This window comes from Actinoallomurus soli, from assembly GCF_024055715.1.
Classification (GTDB): Bacteria; Actinomycetota; Actinomycetes; order Streptosporangiales; family Streptosporangiaceae; genus Actinoallomurus; species Actinoallomurus soli.
In genome coordinates, this window is sequence record NZ_JAMXMV010000014.1 from 85771 (window position 1) to 111789 (window position 26019).

The 26019-nt window shown below is 72.8% G+C and carries 27 protein-coding genes; 16 read left to right on the forward strand and 11 right to left on the reverse strand.

The features are described from left to right. Positions 1-19: 19 nt before the first annotated feature. The 8 genes from gvpJ to NDW01_RS44000 are packed head-to-tail and all read left to right on the forward strand — an operon-like array spanning position 20 to position 3847. Entirely contained in the window at positions 20-421 is a 402-nt protein-coding gene (gene gvpJ / locus NDW01_RS29450) for a gas vesicle protein GvpJ (RefSeq protein WP_252827478.1), read from the forward strand. 1 nt (position 422) lies between these two features. Further along, positions 423-1208, forward strand: coding sequence for a GvpL/GvpF family gas vesicle protein (locus NDW01_RS29455; RefSeq protein ID WP_252827479.1), 786 nt, complete (start codon positions 423-425; stop codon positions 1206-1208). A 3-nt stretch (positions 1209-1211) separates the two neighbouring features. Further along, a complete protein-coding gene (locus tag NDW01_RS29460; RefSeq protein WP_252784629.1) occupies positions 1212-1454 on the forward strand; it encodes a gas vesicle protein GvpG in 243 nt (80 codons plus the stop codon). 34 nt (positions 1455-1488) lie between these two features. After that, positions 1489-1929 (forward strand): gas vesicle protein GvpO, encoded by a 441-nt coding sequence (gvpO, locus tag NDW01_RS43995; protein ID WP_252827480.1) that lies wholly within the window; start codon positions 1489-1491, stop codon positions 1927-1929. Beyond that, on the forward strand, positions 1926-2360 hold the full coding sequence (locus NDW01_RS29470; protein ID WP_252827481.1) for a gas vesicle protein: 435 nt from the start codon (positions 1926-1928) through the stop codon (positions 2358-2360). The genes gvpO and NDW01_RS29470 overlap by 4 nt, the downstream gene beginning before the upstream one ends. Further along, positions 2353-3144 carry a GvpL/GvpF family gas vesicle protein gene (locus tag NDW01_RS29475; protein ID WP_252827482.1) on the forward strand — a complete coding sequence of 264 codons (792 nt, stop codon included), beginning with the start codon at positions 2353-2355 and terminating at the stop codon, positions 3142-3144. The genes NDW01_RS29470 and NDW01_RS29475 overlap by 8 nt, the downstream gene beginning before the upstream one ends. Next, entirely contained in the window at positions 3141-3389 is a 249-nt protein-coding gene (locus tag NDW01_RS29480; RefSeq protein ID WP_252827483.1) for a gas vesicle protein, read from the forward strand. The genes NDW01_RS29475 and NDW01_RS29480 overlap by 4 nt, the downstream gene beginning before the upstream one ends. Then, entirely contained in the window at positions 3386-3847 is a 462-nt protein-coding gene (locus NDW01_RS44000) for a gas vesicle protein K (protein WP_252827484.1), read from the forward strand. Before NDW01_RS29480 ends, NDW01_RS44000 begins: the two co-directional genes overlap by 4 nt. 109 nt (positions 3848-3956) lie before the next feature. Here the strand turns inward: NDW01_RS44000 and NDW01_RS29490 are convergent, their stop codons facing one another. After that, the gene (locus NDW01_RS29490; RefSeq protein ID WP_252827485.1) at positions 3957-4958 is read right to left on the reverse strand and encodes a M56 family metallopeptidase; all 1002 of its coding nucleotides are present in this window, start codon (positions 4956-4958) and stop codon (positions 3957-3959) included. Positions 4959-5062: 104 nt separating this feature from the next. Between NDW01_RS29490 and NDW01_RS29495 the strand changes: the two genes are divergently transcribed. Together NDW01_RS29495 and NDW01_RS29500 are read left to right on the forward strand one after the other, a co-directional pair. Beyond that, positions 5063-5440, forward strand: coding sequence for a BlaI/MecI/CopY family transcriptional regulator (locus tag NDW01_RS29495; RefSeq protein ID WP_252827486.1), 378 nt, complete (start codon positions 5063-5065; stop codon positions 5438-5440). Positions 5441-5496: 56 nt separating this feature from the next. After that, a complete protein-coding gene (locus NDW01_RS29500) occupies positions 5497-6375 on the forward strand; it encodes an alkaline phosphatase family protein (protein ID WP_252827487.1) in 879 nt (292 codons plus the stop codon). An 88-nt stretch (positions 6376-6463) separates the two neighbouring features. On the opposite strand, the gene NDW01_RS29505 is transcribed toward NDW01_RS29500, so the two are convergent. The 6 genes from NDW01_RS29505 to NDW01_RS29530 all read right to left on the reverse strand — a co-directional run bounded on the left by NDW01_RS29505 (position 6464) and on the right by NDW01_RS29530 (position 11364). Continuing rightward, positions 6464-7282, reverse strand: a complete 819-nt coding sequence (locus NDW01_RS29505; protein WP_252827488.1) for a COG4705 family protein — start codon at positions 7280-7282, stop codon at positions 6464-6466. A 49-nt stretch (positions 7283-7331) separates the two neighbouring features. Next, complete coding sequence (locus NDW01_RS29510; protein WP_252827489.1) at positions 7332-7991, reverse strand: response regulator; 660 nt, start codon at positions 7989-7991, stop codon at positions 7332-7334. Then, positions 7988-9214: a sensor histidine kinase gene (locus NDW01_RS29515; protein WP_252827490.1), complete on the reverse strand. Its 1227-nt coding sequence runs from the start codon at positions 9212-9214 to the stop codon at positions 7988-7990. Before NDW01_RS29515 ends, NDW01_RS29510 begins: the two co-directional genes overlap by 4 nt. A 6-nt stretch (positions 9215-9220) precedes the next feature. Beyond that, positions 9221-10036, reverse strand: coding sequence for an ABC transporter permease subunit (locus NDW01_RS29520; protein WP_252827491.1), 816 nt, complete (start codon positions 10034-10036; stop codon positions 9221-9223). Further along, a complete protein-coding gene (locus tag NDW01_RS29525) occupies positions 10033-10962 on the reverse strand; it encodes an ABC transporter ATP-binding protein (RefSeq protein WP_252827492.1) in 930 nt (309 codons plus the stop codon). The genes NDW01_RS29520 and NDW01_RS29525 overlap by 4 nt, the downstream gene beginning before the upstream one ends. Before the next feature lie 234 nt (positions 10963-11196). Further along, positions 11197-11364, reverse strand: a complete 168-nt coding sequence (locus tag NDW01_RS29530) for a hypothetical protein (RefSeq protein ID WP_252827493.1) — start codon at positions 11362-11364, stop codon at positions 11197-11199. Between the two features lie 189 nt (positions 11365-11553). Here NDW01_RS29530 and NDW01_RS29535 point away from each other — a divergent pair, with 189 nt between their 5' ends. The 3 genes from NDW01_RS29535 (at position 11554) to NDW01_RS29545 (ending at position 14590) form a co-directional block, all read left to right on the forward strand. Next, positions 11554-12498, forward strand: a complete 945-nt coding sequence (locus NDW01_RS29535; protein WP_252827494.1) for a DUF523 and DUF1722 domain-containing protein — start codon at positions 11554-11556, stop codon at positions 12496-12498. A gap of 195 nt (positions 12499-12693) precedes the next feature. Then, on the forward strand, positions 12694-14085 hold the full coding sequence (locus NDW01_RS29540; protein WP_252827495.1) for an MFS transporter: 1392 nt from the start codon (positions 12694-12696) through the stop codon (positions 14083-14085). A 37-nt stretch (positions 14086-14122) separates the two neighbouring features. Next, the gene (locus NDW01_RS29545) at positions 14123-14590 is read left to right on the forward strand and encodes a MarR family winged helix-turn-helix transcriptional regulator (protein ID WP_252827496.1); all 468 of its coding nucleotides are present in this window, start codon (positions 14123-14125) and stop codon (positions 14588-14590) included. Positions 14591-14611: 21 nt separating this feature from the next. Here NDW01_RS29545 and NDW01_RS29550 read toward each other — a convergent pair whose 3' ends face one another. The 3 genes from NDW01_RS29550 to NDW01_RS29560 all read right to left on the reverse strand — a co-directional run bounded on the left by NDW01_RS29550 (position 14612) and on the right by NDW01_RS29560 (position 19095). Continuing rightward, complete coding sequence (locus tag NDW01_RS29550; RefSeq protein ID WP_252827497.1) at positions 14612-15676, reverse strand: ABC transporter permease; 1065 nt, start codon at positions 15674-15676, stop codon at positions 14612-14614. Positions 15677-15819: 143 nt separating this feature from the next. Continuing rightward, positions 15820-17202 (reverse strand): serine/threonine-protein kinase, encoded by a 1383-nt coding sequence (locus NDW01_RS29555; RefSeq protein ID WP_252827498.1) that lies wholly within the window; start codon positions 17200-17202, stop codon positions 15820-15822. Between the two features lie 210 nt (positions 17203-17412). Continuing rightward, positions 17413-19095 carry a phosphodiester glycosidase family protein gene (locus NDW01_RS29560; RefSeq protein ID WP_252827499.1) on the reverse strand — a complete coding sequence of 561 codons (1683 nt, stop codon included), beginning with the start codon at positions 19093-19095 and terminating at the stop codon, positions 17413-17415. Between the two features lie 258 nt (positions 19096-19353). On the opposite strand from NDW01_RS29560, the gene NDW01_RS29565 reads away from it, so the two are divergent. The 3 genes from NDW01_RS29565 (at position 19354) to NDW01_RS29575 (ending at position 24911) form a co-directional block, all read left to right on the forward strand. Then, positions 19354-22164 (forward strand): FAD-binding and (Fe-S)-binding domain-containing protein, encoded by a 2811-nt coding sequence (locus tag NDW01_RS29565; protein ID WP_252827500.1) that lies wholly within the window; start codon positions 19354-19356, stop codon positions 22162-22164. 121 nt (positions 22165-22285) lie between these two features. Continuing rightward, positions 22286-23218: a hypothetical protein gene (locus NDW01_RS44475; protein ID WP_406567772.1), complete on the forward strand. Its 933-nt coding sequence runs from the start codon at positions 22286-22288 to the stop codon at positions 23216-23218. An 88-nt stretch (positions 23219-23306) separates the two neighbouring features. Then, positions 23307-24911 carry an FAD-dependent oxidoreductase gene (locus NDW01_RS29575; RefSeq protein WP_252827501.1) on the forward strand — a complete coding sequence of 535 codons (1605 nt, stop codon included), beginning with the start codon at positions 23307-23309 and terminating at the stop codon, positions 24909-24911. Here NDW01_RS29575 and NDW01_RS29580 read toward each other — a convergent pair. After that, positions 24905-26002, reverse strand: coding sequence for a sulfite oxidase (locus NDW01_RS29580; RefSeq protein WP_252827502.1), 1098 nt, complete (start codon positions 26000-26002; stop codon positions 24905-24907). The genes NDW01_RS29575 and NDW01_RS29580 overlap by 7 nt on opposite strands. Positions 26003-26019 lie beyond the last annotated feature (17 nt).

Genomic DNA, 26019 nt, shown 5'->3' on the forward strand with positions numbered 1-26019 from the left:
GGAACCACGGGGGGGGACCATGACCACGGCAGTACAGCCGGCGGGTGGGGGTGGGCTCGGACGCCCATCGGGCGGCGGCCTGGCCGACGTCATCGACACGATCCTGGACAAGGGGCTCGTCATCGACGCCTACGTCCGGGTGTCGCTGGTCGGCATCGAGGTGCTGGCCATCGACGCGCGCATCGTCGTCGCCAGCGTCGATACGTACCTGCAGTTCGCGGAGGCGGCCAACCGTCTCGACCTGACCCAGACCGAGGAGCAGGGGATCCCCGGTCTGATGAGGGACCTGCAGGAGGGCGGTGCCAAGTACAAGACGCGGGGTGCCATCGAGGGCGTCGGTGAGAAGCTCCGCGAGTTCGTGGGCATGGACGACGCCGAGCGGGCGGTGCCGCGTCGGCGGCACCGATCGGGGGAGGAGTGAGATGACGGCACCTGGACGGACCCGCCCGGCCCAGGGGGCGCGGGAGAAGGGCTGTTACGTGTACGGCATCCTGCCGGGAGACGTGGAGCTGACCCCCGACGCCCGCGGGCTGCGAGATCACGAGGTCGACCTGGTACGCCACGGGGACATCGCGGCGCTCGTCAGCGACATCGACCTGGGCGGCCCGATCGGCCGGCCGGAGGACCTCACCGCGCACGAGCGGCTCCTGGACGCAGCCGCCGTGGAGGTCCCCGTCCTGCCGATGCGGTTCGGCGCGGTCCTCACGAGCCGGGAGGCGGTGGAGCGGGAACTGCTGGCCGCCAACCACGACCAGTTCCTCGCCGCCCTGGACGAGATCGAAGGGCGGGTCGAGTACATCCTGAAGGGGCGCTATGACGAGCGCGCCGTGCTCCGGGAGATCATGTCGGAGAATCCGGACGCCGCGCGCCTGCTGGAGCAGATCCGCGACCGTCCGGAGGAGCTCACCCGCGATGCCCGGATCCGGCTCGGGGAGTTCATCAACCAGGCGATCTCCGCCAAGCGCGACGCCGACACCCAGGGGGCGGCCCAGGCGCTCTCGGAGTACGCGCAGGCGAGCGTCCCGCGGCGGCCGACCCATCCCGAGGACGCCGTCCAGGTGGCCTTCCTCGTCGAGACGGACCGGCGGTCCGAGTTCGAGAAGGCCGTGGCGAAGATCGCCGAGGAGTGGCAGGGGCGGGTCGACCTCCGCCTGCTCGGCCCGACGGCGCCGTACGACTTCGTCATCACACCGAGTACGGGGGCCTGAGCCATGGGCCTGGTCTCCTCGATCCTCACGTTGCCGTTCCTCCCGGTGCAGGGCGTGATCAAGCTCGGCGAGCTCATCGAGCAGCAGGTGGACCAGCAGCTCAACAGCCCGATGGCGATCCGCGCCCAGCTGGAGGAGATCGAGCGGCGACGACAGGCCGGCCTGATCTCCGAGGAGGAAGAGGCCGAGGCGCAGCAGGAGATCCTCGGCCGGCTGATCGGCGGCCGGGCCACCGGCGCCCCGTAGCGGGTTCCGGCGGTCCCACCGGAAGGGAGGAACCGTGTCCGTCAGCCGCAGAGACCGGCCGGAACGCGCGCGTCGGCGGCTCGATGACGAGGTGGACGAGGACCGCGGTGCCGAGTACGAGGCCGGGTACGACGCCGACGACGAGGCCGCCGGGTACGAGGAGGACGAACCGGAGCCCCGGCGAGGGCGCGGGGGTGCGGCGACGGCCGGATCCGCGCGGCTGTCCGCCGGGGAGGCGGCGCACGCCGCGCTCCGGGAGATCACCGCGCTCACCGGCAGGTCCGCGGAGGGCGTGGTGGCGATACGGCCGGGGGAGAGCGGCTGGGTCGCCGGCGTCGAACTGCTCGAGGCCCGTCGCGTCCCCTCCTCCTCGGACACGCTCGCGCTGTACGAGGTCGAGGTCGACGAGGAGGGCGGCCTCGTCGCGTACCGCCGGATCCAGCGGTACCCGCGCGGCCGTGGCGAGGCGTCATGACACCGGACCGACCGCGGGGCGGGTACATCACGCCGTACGGGACCGGGCCGAGCGCGCGCGAGGGCGCCAACCTCGGCGACATCCTGGAGCGCGTCCTCGACAAGGGCATCGTCATCGCCGGCGACATCCAGGTGAACCTCCTCGACATCGAGCTGCTCACCATCAAGCTGCGGCTGCTGATCGTGTCGGTCGAGACCGCGCGCGAGCTGGGGATCGACTGGTGGGAGCACGACCCGTGGCTGACCGGAGACCGGCGGGGCCTGGAGGAGGAGAACCGCCGGCTGCGAGAGCGGGTCGCGGATCTGGAGGAGGGCCGGCACGGGCGGCGGGCCGTGGACGCGCCGCGCGAGGGGCCGCGTACGGAACGGGAACGCGGCCGCCTCGAAGAACCAGAACGCCGCCGCGTCGATCCGGAGCGCCGCCGTGACTGACACCGGAACCTACCTGTACGCCATCGCACGGGACACCGGGACGTCCCCGCCACCGGGACTGACCGGCCTGCTGGGCGCGCCGGTCCGGACGATCGCGGAGGCCGGGCTCGTCGCGTATGTCGGGACGGTGCCGCTCGCGCAGTTCGGGGAGGCCGCCTTGAAGCGGAATCTGGAGGACCTGACCTGGCTGGAGGCGACGGCGCGGGCCCACCATCAGGTCGTCGAGGCGGTGGCGGAGGCCGGCCCGGTCGCTCCCGTACGGCTCGTGACCGTCTACCGGGGCGACGAGCAGATCCACCGGCTCCTGCGCGACCGCGCCCATGAGTTCACCGAGGTCCTCGCGCGGGTGGCCGGACGGCGGGAGTGGGGCGTGAAGGTCTTCGCGGCCCCGCGCCCGGCCGCGTCGGATGACGCGGGGGGCGGTGAACCGCCGGAGAGCGCGGCGGAGCGCCCGGGCACGGCGTATCTGAAGCGTCGCCGGACGAACCTGCGCACGCGTGAGGAGGCGTGGCACCGGGCGGCCTCGCGGGCCGAGCGGATCGACTCGGTCCTGACCGGCATCGCGGTGGCGCGCCGGCGCCACCGGGCGCAGGACCCGCAGCTGTCCGGCCGGGACGACTGGATGGTGCTGAACGGCGCCTACCTGGTCGAGGACGAGCGAGGCGAGGAGTTCGCCGCCGCGGTCGCCGCGCTTCGGGACCCGGAGCTGGACGTCCAGCTCACCGGGCCGTGGGCGCCGTACTCATTCACGATCAGTGAATCCGGAGCGGGAGGGACCGCGTGACGGTCGACCGCTCCGCCGAGCGTATGCCGGCCGCGCGAGCCGGGGTTCCGGCACAGCGCGTCGCGCTGGTCGACCTGCTCGACCGCCTGCTGGCCGGCGGCGTCGTGATCAGCGGCGACCTGACCCTCTCCATCGCCGACGTCGACCTGGTGCGCATCTCGCTGCGGGTACTGATCGGCTCGGTCGGCGGCGACGACGTCATCGCGCCGCGACGATCCGACGCGCCGGGGACGGGGCCACTGTGAACGAGCCCTCCCACTCCTGGTCGCCGGACCCGAACGCCGCCGACCGCACCGGCGCCGCTCATTCGGCAGATGCCGCGCATCCCGGGGGCGCCGCGTTTCCCGAGGGCACCGATCACCCCGCCGGCGCGGCTCATCCCGGGGCCGCCGATCATCCCGCGGGCGCTCCGGCGCGCCGCGGCGGCCGGCGCATCGAGGCCGACTCCGAGACCGTGCAGCGCGACCTGGCGCAACTGGTGCTCACCGTCGTGGAGCTCGTGCGGCAACTCGTTGAGCGTCAGTGCATCCGGCGGGTCGACCAGGGTGATCTGTCCGACGAGCAGGTCGAGAAGATCGGCGTGACGCTCATGCGCCTGGAGGAGGCGATGGAGGAGCTGTGCGAGCGGTTCGGCCTGTCGATGGCCGACCTCAACCTCGATCTGGGTCCGCTCGGCACCCTCCTCCCCACCGACCGGGAATGAGCGACCGAGCGGACCTGATCGGCGCGACCGCCCCGACCGGCGGTCGCCGGTCGGCCGGCGATGGGGACGCGCGGCCGGTGCCCGTGCCGCCCGGCACCGTTTCCCGAGCTCAGGCGGCCTTCCCGGCCGTACGGAGCGGGCCGCGGTTCGCCAGGACGGTCTCGGGGCGGTGGCGGCCCTCCGTCGCGTGATGGTGGGTCTCCGCGGCCTCCACGCTGCCTCCGAGGTCGGTGGCGGCGTCGAAGGTTCCCGCGCCGGACAGCGTGACGCAGGCGGCCAGGGCCACCGCGATGCCGGGCAGCAGCCGTGAGCGTCTCGCCGGCGGAGCGGCCAGCAGCGCCGCGACGCGGCGGGGGACGGGTCCGGCGGCCGCGGAGAGCGCCCCCACGGGCGCGGCGGGCGCATGAGCCCGTTTTCTGGCCAGGGCCGCTCGCGCGATGGCGCGGGCGACGAGGCGCCGGTCCCCGACGGCGCCCGCCGCCGACTCGTCGGCCCAGCGCTCGAGGTGGTAGCGCAGCGGCGCGCGGAGCGTGAGCAGCGCCGGGTGCAGGACGGCCGCCACGTCCATCACCAGAGTGAACAGGTGGTGGCGGCCGGCCAGGTGCGCGCGTTCGTGGGCGAGCAGCACCTCCCGCTCACGGGAGTCGAGGGCTCGCAGCATGCCGGTCGTCACCACGATGGTGCCGGGGCGGCCGGGCACGGCGTAGGCATCCGGGAGGTCGTCCGGTAGTACGGCGAGGTCGCCGCGCCGGGCCTGCGCGGCGTTCGCGGCCCGCAGAAGGGCGGTGACCCGCCGGTGGAGCGTCCGGCCGGCGGCGCCGATCGTGACGGCCAGGGCGAGACCGGCCGCGCAGGCCAGCGGCGGCGGGGTCGGCGACATGCGGCGCAGCAGGGGCGGCGACAGGTGCTCGGCGGCCGCGACGACGTCCAGCCGGAGGAGGCCCGCGCCGGTCAGCAGGACGAGGGCGAGCGCCGTGCAGGCGGACAGCACGGCGCCGGTGGCGGCCAGCAGCCAGGAGGCCGGCCGGGGCGCCAGGCGTTCCGCCAGGACGCGGACGAGCGGCACCGCGAGCAGGGGGATCAGCAGCGGTACCCAAACGTCGAAGACCATGCCCTTCATTATGGGGCCGGAAGAAGGCGCCGGTCCGGGGGTGCGGCACCGGCGGCCGCCCTGATCTACTATCGGGGTAATACCTGAAGTGTCTGGAGCGGGACGTGACCAAGGAACAGGAGCCGGGGCGGCGGCCTCCCGGCATGCTGGAGGACGCCGTGCTGGCCGCCCTGTGGAACGGCGGCCGGCCGATGAGCCCCGGAGACGTGCAGGCCGTGCTCCCCGGCGACCCCGCCTACACCACGGTGATGACCACCCTGGCACGGCTGCACCGCAAGGGGCTGGCGACGCGCACCCGCGCCGGACGCGGATTCGTCTACTCGCCCAACGTCGACGAGGCCGCCCATACGGCGACCGCGATGCACGATCTGCTGAGCCGCCGGAGCGACCGGGCCGCGGTGCTGGCCCGTTTCGTCTCCGAACTGACGCCCGAGGACGAAGTGCTGTTGCAGCGGCTGCTGCACCCGGAGGAAGACGAGTGACACACGGCCGAGCGCTACTATCCGAGTAGTAGAAGTCTCGGCATCGGAGGTCGGCCGTGAAGGATCGGCGTTTCCGCCGTACACTGCTGCTCGCGGCGGCACTCCTCGCCGCATCGCCGGCGGCCGGCTGCGGTGACGGCGGGGCGACCCACGCCGCCGGCCCGCACCCAACGGCCGCCTCGGTGCCACAGCCCGCGCACGTGGTCGTCGTGGTGCTGGAGAACAAGTCCGATCGTCAGATCGTCGGTGCCCGTGACGCGCCGTACCTGACGGCGCTGGCCCGGTCCGGTGCGCTGTTCACGAATTCCTACGCGGTGCGGCATCCGAGCCAGCCGAACTACCTGGCGCTGTTCTCCGGGTCCACCCAGGGGCTCACCGACGACTCCTGCCCGCACACCTACACGGCCCCGAACCTCGCCTCGGAGCTGTCGGCGGCCGGGCTGACCTTCGCGGGTTTCGCCGAAGCGCTCCCGGCCTTCGACCGGACCGCCTGCGTCACCGGCCGCTACGCCCGCAAGCACGTTCCCTGGGCGGACTTCCCCGACCTGCCGGACGCCGTCAGCCGGTCCTTCGCCGACTTTCCGTCCGACTATTCCGCGCTGCCCACGGTGTCGTTCGTCATCCCGGACATGTGCGACGACATGCACAACTGCCCGGTCAAGACCGGGGACGCCTGGGTCCGGGAGAATCTAGACGGTTATGCGCAGTGGGCCCGGACCCACGACAGCCTGCTCATCGTCACCTTCGACGAGAACGACAACCGTCCCGGCAACAAGATCGCCACCATCTTCGCCGGCGGCCCCGTCAAGCCCGGGACGTACCCGGAGAGGATCGACCACTACAGCGTGCTGCGGACCATCGAGGACGCCTACGGGCTCCCGCACGCCGGGGAGAGCGCCGCACGCAGCCCCATCACCGACGCCTGGAGAACCTGACCGGCCGGAACCGGACCCGGAGGGGCGTCACCGGTACTCCCGGTGCCGGCGAGCCGGGACCGGGAGTCCGGGAACTCAGGGTGAGGTGTCAGGCTGATCGCCGTCCGGCCGCGTGGGCTCCTTGCCGGCCGGCGATGGTGTCCCTGCGGCTCACGGTCAGGTAGCCCACGAACGCGACGATGACCACCGCCAAGGCGAGGCTGACCGGGCCGGTGCCCAGCGCGACGCCCCCCCTGGCGCGCGACACGCCCAGCCAGTCGGCGAACGACGCGCCGAGCGGCCGGGTGAGGACGTAGGCGACCCAGAAGGCGGCGATAGCGTTCATCCTGAGCAGGCCGTAGGCCACGGCCGGAACGGCGATCAGGACGGCGAACATCACGCCCGAGGCGAGGTACCCGAGATGGACCGTCACCGCGGTCATGTCGCCCGTGGCGGTGCCGAGCGCGAAGGTGGTCATGACCGTGGTCCAGTAGAACAGCTCACGCCGCGGCGTCACGACGCTGTGGATCGACAGGGTCCGCTCGCTCGCGTACCAGAGCGCGAAGATCGCGGCGAGGGCGACGACGAAGAACGCGGTGGAGATGACGTACGGCACGCCCAGGACGACGTGCACCACGTCGGCGGCCATCGTGCCGAACACGCTCACCATGACGATGGCGGTCCAGTAGATCCAGGCGACATAGCGCCGGACCGTGAACTGCAGCGCCAGCGATGCCGCGAGGACCACGCCCGCCGCGGCCACCGCGACGATCGGACCCAGGCGGTGCGCCAGGTAGTCGGAGGTCGTCTCACCCATGCCGGTGGTCAGGACCTTGACGATCCAGAAGTACGCGGTCACCTCGGGGACCTTGCTCATCGTCCGCCGGGTGACGGCGCGGGGGCTGTTGCGCAGTTGACTCGTCGCCATGTGGCTCGTCGACCTTGTCCTCTCGTGTTCTCGTACGGTCGGGGAATGGTCATGAGGGCCGGAGCAGCCCGGTCTGGTAGGCGAGTACGACGGCCTGGACGCGGTCGCGGAGGCCGAGCTTGGGGAGGATGCGGCTGACGTGCGTCTTCACGGTCGCCTCGGACAGCCCGAGCGCCACCGCGATCTCGGCGTTGGACAGGCCCCTCGCCATCTCGATCAGCACCTCGCGTTCCCGGTCGGTGAGCCGGCCGAGGCGCGGGTCGTCGGCCGGGCCCGGCCGCGCGGGGCTCTGGCGGGTGAACGCCTCGATCAGCAGCCGGGTGAGCCGGGGCGCGACCACGCCGTCGCCCGCGGCGACCGTGCGGATGCCCGCGATCAGCTCGGCGGGCTGGACGTTCTTCAACAGGAAGCCGGCGGCGCCCGCGTGGAGGGCGGCGAAGGCGTACTCGTCCAGGTCGAACGTCGTGAGGATGAGGACGCGCGAGGCGGCGTGGTCGCGGACGATCCGCTCGGTGGCCTCCAGGCCGTCCATGCCCGGCATCCGTACGTCCATCAGCACGACGTCGGGGGAGCGCGAGGCCACCTCGGCGAGGGCCTCGGCGCCGTCGCCGGCCTCGCCGACGACGGTGATGTCGGGTTGCGTCTCCAGCACGAGCCGGAACCCCATGCGCAGCAGTGGCTGGTCGTCGACGAGCAGAACGTTGATCACCGGCTGACTTCCAGCTGGGACGGCTCGAAGCGGGCGTGCACCCGCCAGCCGCCGTCGGGCAGCGGCCCGGCCCGGAGCCGGCCGCCGTAGACGGCGACGCGTTCGCGCATTCCGGCGATGCCGTGCCCGGCGCGCGGCCGGCCGGCCTGAGCGAGGGCGGCCGCCGACCCGTCATCGGTGATCTCGACGTCCACCTGTTCCGCGGCGTACTCGAGCCGTACCCGTGCCGTCGTCCCCGCAGGGGTGTGCTTCCGGACGTTCGTGAGCGCCTCCTGGACGAGGCGGTAGATGGTGAGTTCGGCTCCGGAGGCCATGGCGGGCGGCCGTCCGGCGACCGTGAACTCCACGGGGAGTCCCGCGGCGCGTACCTCGGTGAGCAAGGCGTCCAGCTGGCTCAGCCCCGGCTGTGGACGCCTGAGCCGATCGGCCGCCGGCGCGTCCTGGCGGAGCACCTCGAGGACGCGCTGCATCTCCGCGATGGCCTGGCGCCCGATCTCCGACGCCTTGGACACGGCGTCGGCGGCCCGCTCCGGCGCGGTCGGAAGGGTGTAGGCGGCGCCGTCGGTGAGGGCGACCATGACCGAGAGGCTGTGGGTGACGATGTCGTGGACGTCCCGGGCGATCCTCGCGCGCTCCTCGGCGGCGACGATCTGGGCCTGCTGGTCGCGTTCCCTCTCGAGGCGGGCGGCGCGGTCCTCCAGCGACGCGAGGTAGGCACGGCGCGTGCGCATGTTCAACCCGATCACGGCGGCGGCCGTGGTCATCCCGGACAGCAGGACGAACGCCTTCCACAGGTGGACCCGCGGGACCCACTGGTCGGTGGCCATGGCGACGCCGAGTTCCACGACGCCCGCGGCCACGAGCAGCCGGCGCAGCGTCGAGTGGGCCGCGACGGAGTAGAGCGCGATCAGTACGGCGAGGTCGCCGACGGTGAGGAGCACCCCGCCGAGCCACTGGACGAATGCGAGCCCCGCGACCACGGTGAACGCGGTGAACGGCGCGCGCCGCCGCCAGGCCAGCGGGACGAGGAGCGCGACCTGAAGGGCCCAGCCGAGCAGCGCGTGCCGCGGCGGGTCCTTGATCAGGTGTGGCGCTCCGATCAGGAACAGCAGGACGGCGAACCCGCCGTCGACGGCGACGGGATGGCTCCCGGCGAGCGCGCGGACACGAGGGCCCCAGCGCACGGCGAGCGCGCCGGGGCCCATCTTGGGCGAGTCGGTCATCGAGGGTCAGGCGTCCCGGCGCTTGAGCAGGTACGCGGCGACCGCCATGGCGATGACGGTGTAGAGGACGAAGACCCCGAAACCCGTCCACGGGCCGAGCGACCCGGGATCGGGCGCGTTGGTGAGCAGGTCGCCACCGGCGTTGCTCGGCAGGTACGGCGTGATGTGCTTGCCCCAGGACGTCAGGTTGAGGACCTCGCCCAGGACCGGCAGGACCAGCAGGATGCCGAACAGCGCGGCGATGGCTCCGGCGGTGCTGCGGATGATGGTGCCGAGGGCGGTGCCGAGGAGGCCGACGACCGTGAGGTAGAGCCCGACTCCGGCGACGATCCGCAAGGCCTGGGGAGACGAGAGCGTGGCCTGGATGTGCTGGGACGACAGGATCGCCTGGCCGCCGAGGAAGGTCACGAACGAGACGATCTCCATCAGGACCAGCACGACCACGCTGAAGACGGCGGCCTTGGCCCACAGTACGGGGAGCCTGCCGGGCACCGCGGACAGCGTGGCGCGGATCATGCCGGTGGAGTACTCGCCGGTGATCACCATGACGCCGAGCACGCCGACCGCGAGCTGGGCGATCACGTACGGGCGCAGCGGGACGGTCACCGCCATGGTCGCGGCGTCGCCGATGGGGCGGTGGTGGTCGCCGACGCGGGTGGCGAAGCCCCAGCTGAAGAGCATGCCGAGGCCGATCGTCGCGACGATCGCGGCGAACAGGGACCAGAAGGTCGAGCGCAGGGTCCTGAGCTTGATCCATTCGGAGTTCAGCACCCGGGCCTGGGTGACCCGGCCGGGCCGGACGGTCGTGGTGGCGGTGGTCATGCCGCGGACCTCTCTGCGGTGCGGGCGGGCGCCCGGTACTCGACGGAGTCGCCGGTCAGCTCCATGAACGCCTCCTCCAGTGAAGCCTGCTGCGGAGCCAGCTCGAAGAGCGTGACGCCGTTGTCCGACGCGATCTGGCCGATCCGGTCGCTGGTCAGCCCGCTGACGAGCAAGGTGCCCTCCTCGGTGGCCGACACCGTGACGTCCGGGCCGGCGAGGAGGTCCCGCAGCCGGGCGGCCTGGGGGGAGCGGACCTTGACCCGGCCCGTCGACGCGCGCTCGATGAAGTCGGTGACGGAGGTGTCGGCGATGAGCCGGCCCCGGCCGATCACGATGAGGTGCTCGGCGGTCAGGGCCATCTCGCTCATCAGGTGGGAGGACACGAAGACGGCACGCCCTTCGGCGGCCAGGCCCTTGAGCAGGTTGCGGATCCACAGGATGCCCTCGGGATCCAGGCCGTTGACCGGCTCGTCCAGGATCAGCGTCTTGGGGTCTCCCAGGAGCGCGGACGCGATCCCGAGGCGCTGGCCCATGCCGAGGGAGAAGCCTCCGGCGCGCTTGCGCGCGACCTCGCGCAGGCCGACCAGGTCGATGACCTCGTCGACCCGGCGGCGCGGGATGCCGGTGGTCGCGGCCAGCGCGAGCAGATGGTTGTAGGCGGTCCTGCCCGTGTGGATGGCCTTGGCCTCCAGCAGCGCGCCCACCTCGTGCAGCGGTGCCGCGTGCTCGGCGTACGAGCGGCCGTTGACCGTCACCGAGCCGGAGGACGGCCGGTCCAGGCCGAGGATCATGCGCATCGTCGTGGACTTGCCCGCGCCGTTGGGGCCCAGGAATCCGGTGACGATCCCGGGTTCAACGGTGAACGACAGGTCCTTCACCGCGGTCTTGTCGCCGTAGCGTTTGGTCAGGCCCCTGGCCTCGATCATCATCGGTCCTTCGGAAGGTTCAACGGTGTCACGGGGAAACGGTAGGGATCGGACCACGCCGGATCGTCGCCCTCACGGAGGAATCCCGCAGGTCACGAAGGTCCACCGGACGATGTAGGCCTACATCGCGGGATGCAGCGGCCGGACCGGCTCGGCATCGCCCTCGTTCCCGGCCGGCCGCGCGGGTCGGCTGCTCACGGCCCGTCCGGTGGCGCTCCCGGCCGGCGTCGGCGCTCAGTCGGCGTTCGTCCCTCCTCCGCCGGGGCGGGGGACGTCCGATGGCAGATCACGGCCGGTCGTGGCCGCGTGACCCCGCTCCCGCCGGGCTACGAACATCGGGGCGAGCTGGAGGTACCACAGGAGCGCCAGGGCGGCGCTGCCGAACAGCAGGGAGACGAGCATGCGGAACCTATCCGGAGGGAACTACTACAAGCATAGTAGAAGGCGGGTCCGGCGGGAAGCGGCCGTCCGGGTGAAGGGAGCGATCTCATCGCCGCCCATCGCCGGCCGGCGCGGCGCGCGTACGGGCGAGCGGCGTCGCGCGCGGGTCCGTCCACGGGGCTCCGCCGCGGCCCGAATACAGTGGGTCGTATGGCGCCGCTGGAGCGTGACGCGGTCGGCCGGCCGCGGATCGGGGTGTCGAGCTGCCTGCTCGGCGATCCGGTCCGCTACAACGGCGGCCACAGCCGCTGCCGCTTCCTCACCGATGAGCTCGCTCCCTACGTCGACTGGGTGCCGTTCTGCCCGGAGATGGAGATCGGCCTTGGGACCCCGCGTGAGACGCTGCGGCTGACGGCCGGCGACCGGCTGGTCGGCCGGAGTTCGGCCGCCGACCACACCGCCGCGATGGCCGCCCTGCCGCTGGCCTCGGGCCTCGACGGCCAGGTGTTCAAGGCCAGGTCGCCGAGCTGCGGCGTCCGGGGCATCCCGCGCTACGCCGGAGACGGGCGGCCCGCCGACCGGCGCGGTCGTGGCGTCTACGCGGCGCGGCTGATCGACGCGGACCCGCTGCTGCCGGTGGAGGACGAGGGCCGGCTGAACGACGCCGGGCTGCGGGAGGCGTTCGTCGAGCGGGTGTTCGCCCGTGCCCGCCTGCGGGAGCTCTTCGCGGGCGACTGGCGCCCGCGTGACCTGGTCGCCTTCCACACCCGCCACAAGGTCCAGATCCTCGCGCACGATCCCGCCGGTTACCGGCTGGCGGGGCGGGCCGTCGCCCGGGCCGGCGACCGGCCCCGCGAGGAGACCGAGGCCGCCTACCGTGCGCTGTTCGACGCCGCGCTGGCCCGCAAGGCCACGCGGGGCCGCAACGCGAACGCGCTCCAGCACGTGTTCGGCCAGATCAGCGAGGTCCTCGACGACACGCGGCGGCACGACATCGTCGCGAGCATCGAGGACTACCGTCGCGGCGACGCCCCGCTCAGCCTCCCCGTCGCGCTGCTGAGCCACCATGCCCGCGGAGAGGGCATCGCCTGGGCGGCGGACCAGACCTACCTGGCCCCCTTTCCGGCCGCCCTCCGCCTGCGTCATCACCTCTGATCGCCGAGTTCAGGACGGCGCGGTCGGCCTCTCGGGCGTCCTGCGGCGGCTCCGCCGACCCCTGCGGTTCCGGTTCAGTTAGTTAGCGGTAATAATGGTTATATGTCTATAACTGATGGTGTTGCGGTTCGAAGCGGTACACCTCCCCAGGAGGCGGGCGGGAGCCGGCGCTGGCTCATCCTGGGGATCTGCTGCATGAGCCTGTTCATCGTCGGCCTGGACAACACGATCGTGAACATCGCGCTGCCGTCGATGCAGCACGATCTGCACGCCTCCGTCTCCGGCCTGCAGTGGATCATCGACGCCTACACCGTCGTGCTCGCCGCGCTTCTCATGCTGTCCGGCTCCACGGCGGACCGCGTCGGCCGGCGCCGCACCTTCCAGACGGGCCTCGCGCTGTTCACACTCGGCTCGCTGCTGTGCTCACTGTCCCCGACCCTCGGCTGGCTGGTCGCCGCGCGTGTCATTCAGGCCGTCGGCGGTTCGATGATGAACCCGGTGGCCATGTCCATCATCACCAACACGTTCACCGACCCACGGGAACGCGCGCGGGCCATCGGCATCTGGGGCGGCGTCGTCGGTCTCAGCATGGCCATGGGCCCGGTCGTGGGCGGCGCGCTGGTCGCCTCGGCCGGCTGGCAGGCGATCTTCTGGATCAACATCCCCGTGGGCCTGCTCGCGATCGTCCTGTGCGCGCTCTTCGTTCCCGAGTCGCGTGCGCCGCGCGCCCGCCCGATGGACCCGGTCGGCCAGATCCTGATCTGCGCGCTGCTCGCCGGGCTCACCTACGGCCTCATCGAGGCGCCGTCCGCCGGATGGGCCTCCGCGCAGACCCTGGGCTGCTTCGCCGGGGCCGCCCTCGTCCTGGTCTGCCTCGTCGCGTACGAACTGCGCCGCGCCGAACCGCTGATCAACCCGCGGTTCTTCCGTAGCGCGCCATTCGCGGGAGCGACCGTCATCGCGATCTGCGGCTTCGCCGCGCTGGGCGGCTTCCTGTTCCTCAACACGCTCTACCTGCAGGACGCACTCGGCCGTACGGCGCTGCACGCCGGCCTGTTCACCCTGCCGATGGCCGGGCTCACGGCGCTGTGCGCGCCGCTGTCCGGGCGGATCGTGGGCGGTTCCGGCCCTCGGCTGCCCCTGGCCGTCGCCGGCACCGCCATCGGGCTCAGCGCCCTGCTGCTGACCGGCCTCACCGCGCACACCCCGGTCTGGCGGCTCATGGTCGCGTACGTGCTGTTCGGCCTCGGCTTCGGCATGCTGAACGCGCCGATCACCAACACCGCCGTCTCCGGGATGCCGCGGTCGCAGGCAGGTGTCGCCGCCGCGGTCGCGTCCACCAGCCGGCAGATCGGCCAGTCGCTCGGCGTCGCCGTCATCGGCTCCCTGGCCATGTCCGCCGTGCACGGGCCCCTGCGCACGGGGATCCCGGCCGCCAGCCACGTCGGCTGGTGGGTCGCCGTCGGATGCGGCGCCGCGATCCTCCTCCTCGGTATCCTCACCACCGGTCGCTGGGCCAGGCGGACCGCCGAGCGTACGGCCGAGCGCCTCATCCACGGCTCGACCGAAGCGGCGGACACTGCGTGAGCCGGCCTCGACCGCTCCTCTGACGAAGGATGGGCCCATGAACGACAGGTCCGGGACGCCGCGCGACGCGGCCTCCACCGCCGTCGCCGACCCGGACGCGGTCGCCCGCGTCTGGGCGGCGATGTGCTCGCTCGTCCTGAAGCAGGAGGACCGGCGTAAGGAGGTTGCCGAGACGCTCGGCATGAGCTTCTTCCGCGCCAAGGCGCTGCGCCGGCTTCTGCCCGGTCCCCTCACCATGCGGGAGCTGACCGCCAGGCTGGCCACCGAGAAGCCCTACACCACCCTGGTCGTCGACGACCTGGAGCGGCGCGGGTTCGTCGAACGCAGCGTCCATCCCGACGACCGGCGCTGCAAGATCGTCACTCTGACCACGGCCGGGGTCGCGGCCGCCGAGCAGGCCGAGCGCATCCTGGCCCGGCCGCCGCGCTCCCTCCTCGACCTCGCTCCCGAGGACCTGGCGGCCCTCGACCGGATCATGGCCGAGCTCCGATCACCGCGGGGCTGACCGGCGAGACGGAGGGCGGTCTCACGCCGCCGCGTGAGCGGGAGTTCTCCCGCGGCCTCCCGGGTGGCGGTGCCGCCAGAACCAGAACACGGCGCAGGAGACGAGCGACCAGCCCGCGAGGACGAGGAACGGGAAGACGTGCTGGTGGTGGCGGAAGTAGATCGCCGTGTGCTGCGCGTTGACCGACGCGCCCGGCGGCAGCCAGCGGCCGATCGTGCCGAGCGGCGAGGGCAGGAGCGCCCAGGAGACCGCGCCTCCCGAGGACGGGTTGCCGAGCAGGACCATCAGGCTCCACGTCGGCAGCATCGCCCAGCGCCCGAACAGGGTCTTGAACATCGTGAACACCATGCCGCAGGTGAACATCGTGAAGGACAGGATCGGCCAGGACGCGCCGAAGGGCAGGCGCAGCGCGCCCAGGAGCCAGTCCACGATCGCCACGATGACGAACCCGCCGAGCACCGAGTACGCCACCGTGAAGGCGATCCGTTCCAGCGGCGCCAGTGCCTCCGCGTGCGCGCTGAGCTGGACGGCGCCGACGAACCCGAGGATCACCGCGGCGATCGAGACGTAGAACACGGCCAGGCCGCGCGGGTCGCCGCGCTGCAGCGGCTTGACGTCCCGCACCGTGACCGCGACGCCCGTGGCCCGGCCCACCTTCGGCGTGGTCTGTTCCAGCAGCTGGGCGACCGAGGCGCCCGACGCCCCGGCCACGTCCACGGTGACGGCCCTGCCGGAGTCGCGGAAGTCGAGGATCGCGAAGACCTTCTGGGCGTCCACCGCGTCGACGGCCGCCTCCCGGCTCTCGTACGGGTAGATCCGGACGGAGGCGTTCAGCGCCTTCTCCAGCCCGCCGATGAACGCCTTGGCGCGCGCCGGCCGGTAGTTTCCCACGATCGCCACCGGGAGCGAGTGCGGCGTGGGGTTCGCCATGGAGTAGCTGTAGGAGCCCGCGAACAGCCCGGCGGCGGCCGAGATGATCAGCACCAGCACGGTCGCGGGCAGGAACGGCGACCGCTTGAACGCCGCCCAGCGCTCCGCGCGGGTGGGCGGCCTGCCGTGCGCGCCGTGGCCCGGCGTCTCGGACATGTCACCACGCTAAGCGACGGCGTGCCGGCGCGCGGCCCCGGGAGGCCGGCGCCCGGGTGCGCGACGTCACGGTGATCACCGTCCGCCGTACGCTCGGCGGTCGGATCACCGCGCGGTGCAGAGCCTCAGTGGGAACACCGGTTTCACTTCGCCGTGACGCAGAAGAACCACACGTTGATGTCCACCTCGGTCCAGGCGGGGTCGCACCGGGACGTGGAGGACACCCGGGACAGGCCGATGCCGCGGGTCATCACCTTGTACTCGGTGGCCGCGGACCAGCAGGAGGCCTTGACCCAGGTGCTCTTGCGCTTGATGTAGTGAATGCAGTCTCCGGCCTTGGCGGACGATATGGAGCTGGAGAGGTTGAGCCTCTCGGTGGCCCAGACGGAGAAACCGCGGTCGCTGTGGTAGAGCAGGACCGCCACGACGGCGGCGACGCACAGGGCGACGATCCAGCCCGTCGAGTCGTTCGAGCCCTCTTGTTCCTGGGGCGCGGTCTGCGGCTTCGGGGTGTCCGATGTCTTCGCGGGCCCGGTGCTGCTCTTCGGCAAGGGCTTCGCGGGTCCGGGTTCCTTCACCGGTGGCTTCGCCGACTTGGGCTTCTTCGCCGGAGGGCGAGCAGGCGCGGGCACGGTCAGCCGTTTCGTCTTCGCGGTTTTCCCTCCGTTCGTGTTCTTCCCGGACGTACCGCTCTTGCCGGCGGCCTTCGAGCGGTCGAGCAGACGGAACGCGTCGGCGACGGACGGGCGCCTGTCCGGCGTCTTTCTCATCAGCGCCATGATGAGCGGTTCCAGTCGCCCGGCGCGTTCAGGTGCCGGTGGATCCTCCGCGATGATCGCGGACAGGGTCTCGTCCGTGGTGTCGCGGTGGAACGGGGGGACACGTTCGAGCGCGTAGTAGAGGGTCGCGCCGAGGGAGAACAGGTCGCTCGGCGCCTGCCCGTCGAGGCCACGGGCGCGCTCCGGGGCGAGGTAGTTCATCGTGCCGACGAAGGTCCCGGGCGCGGTGAGCGACCGGTCGTTGCGCGCGACGGCGATGCCGAAGTCGGTGAGCAGGATGGAGCCGTTGTCGGCCATCATGACGTTGGCGGGCTTGACGTCACGGTGGATGATCCCGGCCTCGTGCGCCGCGCCGAGCGCTTTCAGGAGCGCCTTGGCCAGCCGTGCCGTCTCGTTCACGGAGAGCGGCCCGTACCGCTTGACGTGGTCCTCCAGCGAGTGGCCCACGACGAACTGCATGACGATCCAGGGAGCGTCTCCGTCGATCACGACATCGTGGACGGTGACGATGTGCGGATGGTCGCGGAGCTTCGCCGCGTTACGGGCCTCGCGTTCGGCGCGCTCCAGGAACTGAGCGCGCATGGCGGGCGGCAGGGCCGGGTGCAGCAGCACCTCCTTGACGGCGACCGTGACCTGAAGGAGCTGGTCCCATGCTCGCCAGACCCGCCCGAACCCGCCCGCCGCCAGCACCTCGTCGAGCCGGTAGCGACCCCCGATGGCCTGCCCCGGCTGCGCCTCCCGAACCATCGATCACCCCACTGGCCGCCCGCCGCGGCGATAAGGAAAGCCGAGCCGAGGGCCAATCGTAAAGACATCCCCATCCATCTGACAGTGGGTAAGGCGTGCCGGCCGGGCGCGGGGCCGTACGCCGCCGGACGGGACGAGCGGGCCGGGCGGCACCGGCGAGCGGCTCCGTGTGGCGCGATGGGACCTACGGCCGGCGGCGCGCGACGGGACCTACGGCCGACGGCGCGACGGCAGGACGACGACGGCGTCGCCGACGGGACGCTGGCCGGTGGCGTCCGAAGGAGAGTTGATCATCTGGCCGCCGACGACCATCGTCGACGAGCCGCCGCCGTCGAGGTTCATCGCCTGGACCGCGCCGAGGCTCTTCATCACCTGGCCGGCCTCGGCGATGGACAGGCCCTGGCTGAGGGACGCCTGCCGGCCGTCCGCCTCGACGAGCAGCAGCCGTCCGTTCCGATCCGTGCCGATCATGGTGCGGGGATTGCGGCGCAGGACCCAGCCGTAATAGAACGACGGGTCGCCCGGGTGGACCAGCCCGTCGGCCTGCGGGGCGATGGCGACCCGGCCGTCGGTGACCAGCTGCGGGCCGCCGTTGACGACCGAGTCGTTCGGCCCGAAGTTCACGGGCCGGCCGCCGGGTCCGGTGACCTTCGTGCGGAGGCGCAGCCGGTGCCCGACGACCGCGTGCTCGCCGAGCCAGGACGCCTCGGTGCCGATCGCCTCGATCACCCGGCCACCGGCGGGCACCGACGTGGCGGTGCGCGGGCCGGTGGACACGACCGTGCCGTGGGCGTCCAGCACCGCCTCGGTGCCGGGCCCGGTCGGCAGCGGCCCGCCGAACTCCGGCGTGAACACCGCCATCTCGTTCGGGTCCGTGCAGGTGACGTCGTGCCGGGGGAGGGCCGTCGGGCTGTCTCCCGCGTCGCCGCCGCAGTCGCGGATCACTCCGGGCGTGCGGTTGAGTCCCTCGACCCGGTGCGTGCGGCCGCGTTCGTCGACCAGATCGATGCCGGTCCACAGCTTCTTCAGCTCGAGTCTGCGGCCGCCGTCCCGCAGGATCGCCGCCACCCGGCCGTTGGTCGCGTCGTGCAGCAGCCTGCCGTGCTCCACGACGATGCCGGCCGTGTCGCCGGGCACCCCGTCGCTCTCGGAGATCACGAAGAACCCGCCGTTCACGGCGGCGAGGGCTCCGGTGTCCTGGGCGATCTGGGTGGTCGTCCGGCGGCCCGCGAGCGTGGCGTCGTGCGACTCGGCGACGCTGCCGTGGAACCGGTGGAGGTCGACGGTCAGGGCGCGGACCGTCCAGGGGCCGGTGGTCGAGTCGCCGTCGAAGCCGGTGTAGACCACCGAGGGTTTGAAGTTCGCCGCCTTCAGCTTCTTGGCGGCGGCGTTCGCGGCGTCCTGGGTAGCGTACCGGCCGACCCGCACCCGGTAGCCGATCACGCCGGCCTCGACGTCGGCGAACGCGGGCGTGGACACCGGCTGCGCCTGGCCGGTCCACCCGGCCGCCGCGAGCTGGGCGACGACCGCGTCGGCCGCCGTGTGCGTTCCCACCACCGCCGTGACGGCGTCCGGGTCGGGTGACGGCGGGACGTCGGAGGAGGTGGGGATGCCGACCTCGATGGTCCAGTAGTCGTCGGGCGACACCCGGCCGCGCGTGATGGTCGTGAGGGTGATGCCCGGGGCCACGTCCTGCGTGGTGCGGGTCTCGGCCAGACCACCGGGACCGAGCGGCAGCGAAGCCGTCGTCGCGGGCCCGCCGGCGGAACGGCCGGCCTCGGCGGGTCCGGGCGCCGTGCCGGGCGTGGCCGCGCGCGCCGCCGTCCCGGTCGTCGCCAGCAGAGTGAGGGCCGCGGCGCCCGCGGCCCATCCCCGTCGAACTCCGTGCGTCACGACGCCTCCTCGTTACCGATTCCGGTTAATGATCACCACAAGTTGATCAACAGCGTCGGTATCTTACGGAATACTGGATCACCCCAAAAGACCCGGAAAGCGGCTGAAGGTCGAATTCCGGGTAGTGCGGGGATGATCCGCGAGCCGACGGATCCGGCGGCCCGCCGACCCGGGGGCCGCCCCTATGCTGGACATTCAGGCCGAAACAGGCCTCTTCCGTCCACGCCGGTAGGCGACCACCCATCGGACGAAGGAAGCATGAGCGCCACCCGCACCCAAGGAACGCCGAGGCTGCCCGCGCCGGATCCCGCCGTCCTCGCGGCGGTCGAGGCCGCGGTGCCGGGGATCACCCGTTCGCGCGTCAGCGACCGGCTGGGCGTCGCCCACGACGCGTCGCACTACCTGCTGACACCGCAGGCCGTCCTCGTGCCCCGCAGCGCCGAGCAGGTCGGCGCGCTGATGCGCGCCGGTCTCCCGCTGACCTTCCGGTCCGGCGGCACCAGCCTGAGCGGGCAGGCGGTCACCGACCACCTGCTGGTCGACACCCGGCGGCACTTCCGCGGCATCGAGGTGCTCGACGGCGGCGCCCGCGTCCGGGTGCAGCCGGGCGCCGTGCTGCGGCAGGTCAACGCCAGGCTCGCCGCGCACGGCCGCAGGCTCGGACCCGACCCGGCCAGCGAGGCGGCCTGCACGATCGGCGGGGTCGTCGCCAACAACTCCAGCGGCATGACCTGCGGCACCCACGCCAACACGTACGAGACGCTGGAGTCGATGGTCCTCGTGCTGCCCGGCGGGACCGTCCTCGACACCGGCGCGCCGGACGCCGACGTCCGCCTGCGCGCCCTCGAACCCGACCTCGCGGCGGGCCTGGAGCGCCTGCGGGACCGCGTCCGCGGCAACCCAGAGTCGGTGCGCCGGATCAAGGCCCAGTTCGCCCTGAAGAACACCATGGGCTACGGGCTGAACAGCTTCCTCGACCACGACTCGCCCGCGCAGATCCTCGCCCACCTCGTCGTCGGCAGCGAGGGCACTCTCGCCTTCGTCGCCGAGGCGGTCCTGCGGACGGTCCCGGCGCACCGCCTGGCGGCGACCGGCCTGCTCGTCTTCCCCGCGCTGCGCACCGCGATGGCCGCCGTGCCCGAGATCGTCGCGGCGCGCCCGGCCGCCGTCGAGCTCCTGGACGCCGAGTCCCTGCTCGTCGCCCAGGAGGACCCGAAGGCCGAGGACGTCCTGCGCACGCTGACCGTGGAGGACCATGCGGCGCTGCTGGTGGAGTGGCAGGAGTCCGATCCCGAGGTCCTCGCCGACCGCGAGCGCGCGGCCGCGCGGCTCTTCGACGCGTTCGACCTGGCCGCTCCGGCACGGCTCAGCGGGGACGCTCAGGGACGCGCGGTGCTGTGGCACATCCGCAAGGGCCTGTACGCCTCCGTCGCCGGCGCCCGTCCCAGCGGCACGACGGCGCTGCTGGAGGACGTCGCCGTCCCCGTGCCCGCGCTGGCCGACCTCTGCGACGACCTCGCGGAGCTGTTCGCCGAGTACCGGTACGAGCGCAGTGTCGTCTTCGGGCACGCCAAGGACGGCAACCTGCACTTCATGCTCAACGAGCACTTCGGCACCGACCTGCGGCGGTACGCGGACTTCACCGAGGACATGGTCGACGCGGTCCTCGGCCGCGGCGGCACGCTCAAGGCCGAGCACGGCACCGGCCGCGTCATGGCCCCCTTCGTGCGGCGTCAGTACGGCGACGAGCTGTACGCGGTGATGCGGGAGGTCAAGCGGCTGTGCGATCCGGGTGACACGCTGAATCCCGGGGTCGTGCTGACCGACGACCCGCGGGCGCACCTGCGCGACCTCAAGTCCGCCGTCACCGTCGAGCCCGAGGTCGACCGGTGCGTCGAGTGCGGCTACTGCGAACCCGTCTGCCCCAGCCGCGACCTCACCACGACGCCGCGCCAGCGCATCGTGCTGCGCCGCGAGCTCGCCGCCGCCCGCGCCGCGGGCGACCACGAACTGGCCCGGCGGCTCGAGGCGGAGTACGAGTACGACGCCGTCGAGACATGCGCCGTGGACGGCATGTGCGCCACCGCCTGCCCCGTGCTGATCAACACCGGAGACCTCACCAAGCGCCTGCGCGCCGAGGGCCACGGCCGCGTCGCCCAGGCCGGCTGGAAGACCGCCGCCGGCCACTGGGGCGCGGTGACGCGGGCCATGGACAAGGCGCTCGACGTTGCGGCGGCGGCCCCGCCGGGGCTCGTCGAGGCGGCCGGGCGGGCGGCACGCAGGATCGGCGATCCGGACACCGTCCCGGAGTGGAGCCGCGACCTGCCGCGCGGCGGCGAGCCCCGGCGGCCTTCGCCGGCGCCGGACGCCGACGCCGTGTACGTGCCGTCCTGCCTGAACACCATGTTCGCCCCCGCCGAGGGCGGCCCGGGCGTCATGGCCGCGCTGCGGCGCCTCACCGAACGGGCGGGCCTGCGCCTGTACGTGCCCGGGGACATCGCGAACCTGTGCTGTGGCACCCCGTGGTCGTCCAAGGGGTTCACCCAGGGGTACGAGGTCATGCGACGCAAGGTGCGGGAGGCCCTGCTGGCCGCCACGGACGGCGGCCGGATCCCGGTGATCAGCGACGCCGCCTCCTGCACCGAGGGGTTCCGCCGGCTCGCCGGCACGGCCGGCCCGGCCGTCGCGGTGGTGGACGCGGTGAGCTTCGTCGCCGAGCACGTCCTGCCCCGGCTGCCGGCGGCCCGCCGCCTGCGCTCACTGGCCCTGCACCCGACCTGCTCCTCGACGCGGCTCGGCCTGGACCGGGACATCGTCCGCATCGCCGAGATGGTCGCCGAGGAGGTCGTCGTCCCGGAGGGCTGGCAGTGCTGCGCCTTCGCCGGCGACCGCGGCCTGCTCCACCCGGAGCTGACCGCCTCGGCGACCCGCGCGGAGGCGGAGTCGGTGGCCCGCGGCGACTTCGCCGCCCACGCCTCGGTCAACCGGACCTGCGAGATCGGCCTGTCCCGCGCGACCGGCGAGACCTACCACCACCTGCTGGAGCTCCTCGACCGGGTCACCGCCTGACCGGCCCGCCTCCCCGATCCGGAGCGCCGTCCCGGGCCGTCCCGTCCTGCGCCGTCCGGTCCCGGGCCGTCCGGTCCTGCGCCGTCCCGTCCTGCGCGGTGCCGTCCTGCGCGGTGCCGTCCTGCGCGGTGCCGTCCTGCGCGGTGCCGTCCTGCGCGGTGCCGTCCTGCGCGGTGCCGTCCCGGCCCGGGACCCCGCCCTGGCCCGGCGCGTCCTCTGGTTCCGGAGCGCGGTCCGGACCCGGAACGCCTCCGGAGAGCATCCAGGACACCGCGCGGTCGACGATCGGCTCGGGCACCTCGTGGCCTCCGTCGAACTCCTCGTACGTGACCTGGTACCCCAGGGCCCGCAGGCCGCGGACCAGCCGGCGGCTGCAGGCGTCGATCCGCAGGACCCGGTCGCCCGTCCCGTGCGAGACGAACACGCGCGGCGTCCCGTGCGTGACCAGCGGGGTCGCGAACCCGGGGGAGAAGGCGACCACGGCGTCGAACAGGTCGCCGTTGGTCAGTCCGATCGACAGGGCGTACGAGGCGCCGTCGGAGAACCCGCCGACGATCACGCGTTCGACCGGGTAGGCGTCGAAGATCTCCTCCAGCACCCGGTCCAGCCGCAGCACGTCGGTCCCGAATCCGTCGACGATCAGGTCCCAGGTGTTCGCGGCGGACTTGGGCGCCACGAGCAGGAGCCGGTGCTCGTCCGCGGTGGGCAGCAGCAGGTCCAGGCCCTGGCGCGCCGACCCTCCGGCGCCGTGCAGGAGCACCACGAGCCGGTACGGGCGACCGTCCACGGGCGGCGGAACGTACGCCATGGCCAGCAGTTCGGCCGCCGGACCGTCGAACCGCAGCAGACCCGTGCGGTCGGACTCCACCACCGGATCGCAGAGGCGGACCGCCAGGCGGCCGTGGTGGAAGCCCTCCTCCGGCTGCTGATGGGGCTCGGCGGGCTCGGCGGTGAAGGACATCTCGATCACCTCAGGTCGATGTCGGTAACCCGCGGTGACGGGCCGGGAATACTGCGGGTGACGCTCGACGTTGTGAATGTCATCTCTGGATGACATCCCCCGCCCCGTTCGCCGGACAATCCCTCGTCCCCATGGCGTCACCGATCACGCGGGCGGCCATTCCAAGGAGTTTCTTCCCCTCATGGATATTCATACCGATGCCCTTGTCGTGGGCGGAGGTCTGGGCGGCGTCGCCGCCGCGATCGCACTGGCCAAGGCCGGCTCCTCGGTCGTGCTGACCGAGGAGTACGACTGGCTGGGCGGCCAGCTCACCAGCCAGGCCGTACCCCCGGACGAGCACAGCTGGGTCGAGCGCTTCGGTGTCACGGCCGGCTACCGCGCGCTGCGCGACGGGATCCGGGACTACTACCGGAACCACTACCCGCTCACCGGACGCGCCCGCGCCTGGGACGAACTCAATCCCGGCGCCGGCTGGGTCAGCCGCCTCTGCCACGAGCCCCGCGTCGCCGTGGCGGTCATCGAGGCCATGCTCGCCCCCTACCGCGGCTCCGGCCGGCTGCGCGTCCTGCAGCCGTACCGGCCGGTCGGCGCGGACACCGAGGGCGACCTCGTCACCGCGGTCACCCTCGCGCACCGGGACACCGGCGCGCGGACGACCGTGTCCGCGCGGTTCGTCCTCGACGCCACCGAGACCGGCGAACTGCTGCCGCTGACGGGCACGGAGTACGTCACGGGCTTCGAGTCGCAGGCGGACACCGGCGAGCCCAGCGCTCCCGAGGAGGCACAGCCGCAGAACATGCAGGCCATCTCGGTCTGCTTCGCCATGGACCACGTGGACGGCGACCACACGATCGAGCGGCCGAAGACCTACGACTACTGGCGCGCGTACCAGCCGGAGTTCTGGGGAGACCGCCTGCTGTCGTGGTCGGCTCCGATCCCGCGCACGCTCGAGCCGGTCGAGCGGACCTTCACCCCGAACCCCGAGGGCGACCCGATGGCCGTGCTGGGCGACCAGCAGCGCTTCGGCGGTGACCTGGATCTGTGGTCGTTCCGCCGGATCGCCGCGCGCGGCCTGTTCGAGGACGGCGCGTACGCCAGCGACATCACGCTGGTGAACTGGCCGATGATCGACTACTTCGACGGTTCGATCATCGACGTCCCGGATGCCGACCGGCACGTCGAGGCCGCGCGCGAGCTGTCCCGCTCCGCGCTGTACTGGATGCAGACCGAGGCGCCCCGGCCGGACGGCGGCACCGGATATCCGGGGCTGCGGCTGCGCGGCGACGTCACCGGAGGCGCCGACGGCCTCGCCCAGGCCCCCTACATCCGCGAGTCGCGCCGCATCCGCGCGCTCTGCACCGTCCCCGAGCAGGACCTGTCCCTGGCCGTGCGCGGCGACAAGGGCGCGGTCCGGTACGAGGACTCGGTCGGCGTCGGCATGTACCGGATCGACCTGCACCCCTCGACCGGCGGCGACAACTACATCGACGTGGGCTGCTCGCCGTTCGAGATCCCGCTCGGCGCCCTGATCCCCCGGCGCATGCGCAACCTCGTGGCCGCGGCCAAGAACATCGGCACCACCCACATCAGCAACGGCGCGTACCGCCTGCACCCCGTCGAGTGGAACATCGGCGAGGCCGCGGGCACCCTGGTGGCGTTCTGCATGGAGCGGTCCGCGACGCCGTACGCCGTCCGCGAGAAGGACGACCTGCTGTCCGAATACCAGTCGCGGCTCGAACGGTCCGGTGTGGAGCTGCACTGGCCGGACGGGGTCCACGGCTACTGAGCCCCGGTCGTCGTGAGGCGGACGCGGTCCCAGGAGTTGTTGGCATAGCCCTTCGGATTCCACAGTGTCGCGGGCGACTCCGGCTGCGTCACGCCGTTGGAATCCCAGGCGCGGGCGGTGACGACCGTGTCACCGCCCGGCAGGTCGACGACGATGCGCCACTCCTGCCACGTCCAGGGGCTCAGCGGCGCGTCCAGTTCCGCCTGCGTCCAGGTGCGGCCCTCGTCCAGGGAGACGTCCAGCCGGGCCACGGTCCGGTCCTCACCGGCGTACGCGTAACCGGCGACCTGCGTCGGGCCCGGCGGCAGCGGCGTACGGCCGTCGGGCGCCAGGATGGCGCAGTTGACGCCGACCGGGCCGAGGGGGATGCCCGCCCCGGGCCCCGCCAGGGCGGGGTCCGCGTCCGGCGGCAGGATGCGGTAGGCGACGGCCTGGAAGTAGTTGGCCGACGGTTCGGCCTGCGCGGTGACGCGCTCCAGCCACTTGACGCTGCGCGCGCCGATCCACCCCGGGACGATCACGCGCAGGGGGGCTCCGTGCACGTCGTGCAGGGGCCGGCCGCCCATCCCCCAGGCCAGGAGCACCTCACCGGAGATCGCCTTGGCCAGCGGGATCGAGCCGCCGAAGGGCTGCGGCGGATCGGCCAGCGGGGAGACGTCGGGGGCGGCGAAGGCGACGTGGCGGGCGCCGGGCCGTACACCCGCGGCGGCGAGCACGTCGGCCAGGAGCACGCCGGTCCAGTGGGCGGTGGAGGTGGCGCCGGGCCCCCACGGGTCCTCACCGGGGATGTCACGGACGTCGAGCAGGCCCGCCCGGCGGTTTCCCGCGCACTGCACGGTGGCGAGGAGTTGCCGCTCGGCGAACCGCCCGCGCAGGTCGCCGAGCGACAGGGTGAGGGGGCGCTCCACCAGGCCGTCCACGCGCAGCCGCCAGGCGCGGGCGTCGATGTGGGGGATCGGGCCGTGGTTGCGGCTGTAGAAGCTCTCCGGATCCGTGAGCACGCGGTGGGCGAGGGCGTGGCGCGGCGGTTCGGCGTTGAACGGCTCACGCCGGTGCACCACCATGTCGTCCCGCTTGCCCCACGGCCCCATGTCCCGAGCGCTACCCG

What these genes read in the sequence shown, in the direction of transcription:
- NDW01_RS29505 (WP_252827488.1), bottom strand. Translation starts at nt 7,282, where the DNA reads ATGGCGACGAGTCAACTGCGCAACAGCCCCCGCGCCGTCACCCGGCGG.
- NDW01_RS29535 (WP_252827494.1), top strand. Translation starts at nt 11,554, where the DNA reads ATGGCGCCGCTGGAGCGTGACGCGGTCGGCCGGCCGCGGATCGGGGTG.
- NDW01_RS29580 (WP_252827502.1), bottom strand. Translation starts at nt 26,002, where the DNA reads ATGGGGCCGTGGGGCAAGCGGGACGACATGGTGGTGCACCGGCGTGAG.
- NDW01_RS29540 (WP_252827495.1), top strand. Translation starts at nt 12,694, where the DNA reads ATGAGCCTGTTCATCGTCGGCCTGGACAACACGATCGTGAACATCGCG.
- NDW01_RS29545 (WP_252827496.1), top strand. Translation starts at nt 14,123, where the DNA reads ATGAACGACAGGTCCGGGACGCCGCGCGACGCGGCCTCCACCGCCGTC.
- NDW01_RS29470 (WP_252827481.1), top strand. Translation starts at nt 1,926, where the DNA reads ATGACACCGGACCGACCGCGGGGCGGGTACATCACGCCGTACGGGACC.
- NDW01_RS29565 (WP_252827500.1), top strand. Translation starts at nt 19,354, where the DNA reads ATGAGCGCCACCCGCACCCAAGGAACGCCGAGGCTGCCCGCGCCGGAT.
- NDW01_RS29460 (WP_252784629.1), top strand. Translation starts at nt 1,212, where the DNA reads ATGGGCCTGGTCTCCTCGATCCTCACGTTGCCGTTCCTCCCGGTGCAG.
- NDW01_RS29575 (WP_252827501.1), top strand. Translation starts at nt 23,307, where the DNA reads ATGGATATTCATACCGATGCCCTTGTCGTGGGCGGAGGTCTGGGCGGC.
- NDW01_RS29520 (WP_252827491.1), bottom strand. Translation starts at nt 10,036, where the DNA reads ATGACCACCGCCACCACGACCGTCCGGCCCGGCCGGGTCACCCAGGCC.
- NDW01_RS29550 (WP_252827497.1), bottom strand. Translation starts at nt 15,676, where the DNA reads ATGTCCGAGACGCCGGGCCACGGCGCGCACGGCAGGCCGCCCACCCGC.
- NDW01_RS29525 (WP_252827492.1), bottom strand. Translation starts at nt 10,962, where the DNA reads ATGATCGAGGCCAGGGGCCTGACCAAACGCTACGGCGACAAGACCGCG.
- NDW01_RS29555 (WP_252827498.1), bottom strand. Translation starts at nt 17,202, where the DNA reads ATGGTTCGGGAGGCGCAGCCGGGGCAGGCCATCGGGGGTCGCTACCGG.
- gvpJ (WP_252827478.1), top strand. Translation starts at nt 20, where the DNA reads ATGACCACGGCAGTACAGCCGGCGGGTGGGGGTGGGCTCGGACGCCCA.
- NDW01_RS29455 (WP_252827479.1), top strand. Translation starts at nt 423, where the DNA reads ATGACGGCACCTGGACGGACCCGCCCGGCCCAGGGGGCGCGGGAGAAG.
- NDW01_RS29530 (WP_252827493.1), bottom strand. Translation starts at nt 11,364, where the DNA reads ATGCTCGTCTCCCTGCTGTTCGGCAGCGCCGCCCTGGCGCTCCTGTGG.
- NDW01_RS29490 (WP_252827485.1), bottom strand. Translation starts at nt 4,958, where the DNA reads ATGGTCTTCGACGTTTGGGTACCGCTGCTGATCCCCCTGCTCGCGGTG.
- NDW01_RS29515 (WP_252827490.1), bottom strand. Translation starts at nt 9,214, where the DNA reads ATGACCGACTCGCCCAAGATGGGCCCCGGCGCGCTCGCCGTGCGCTGG.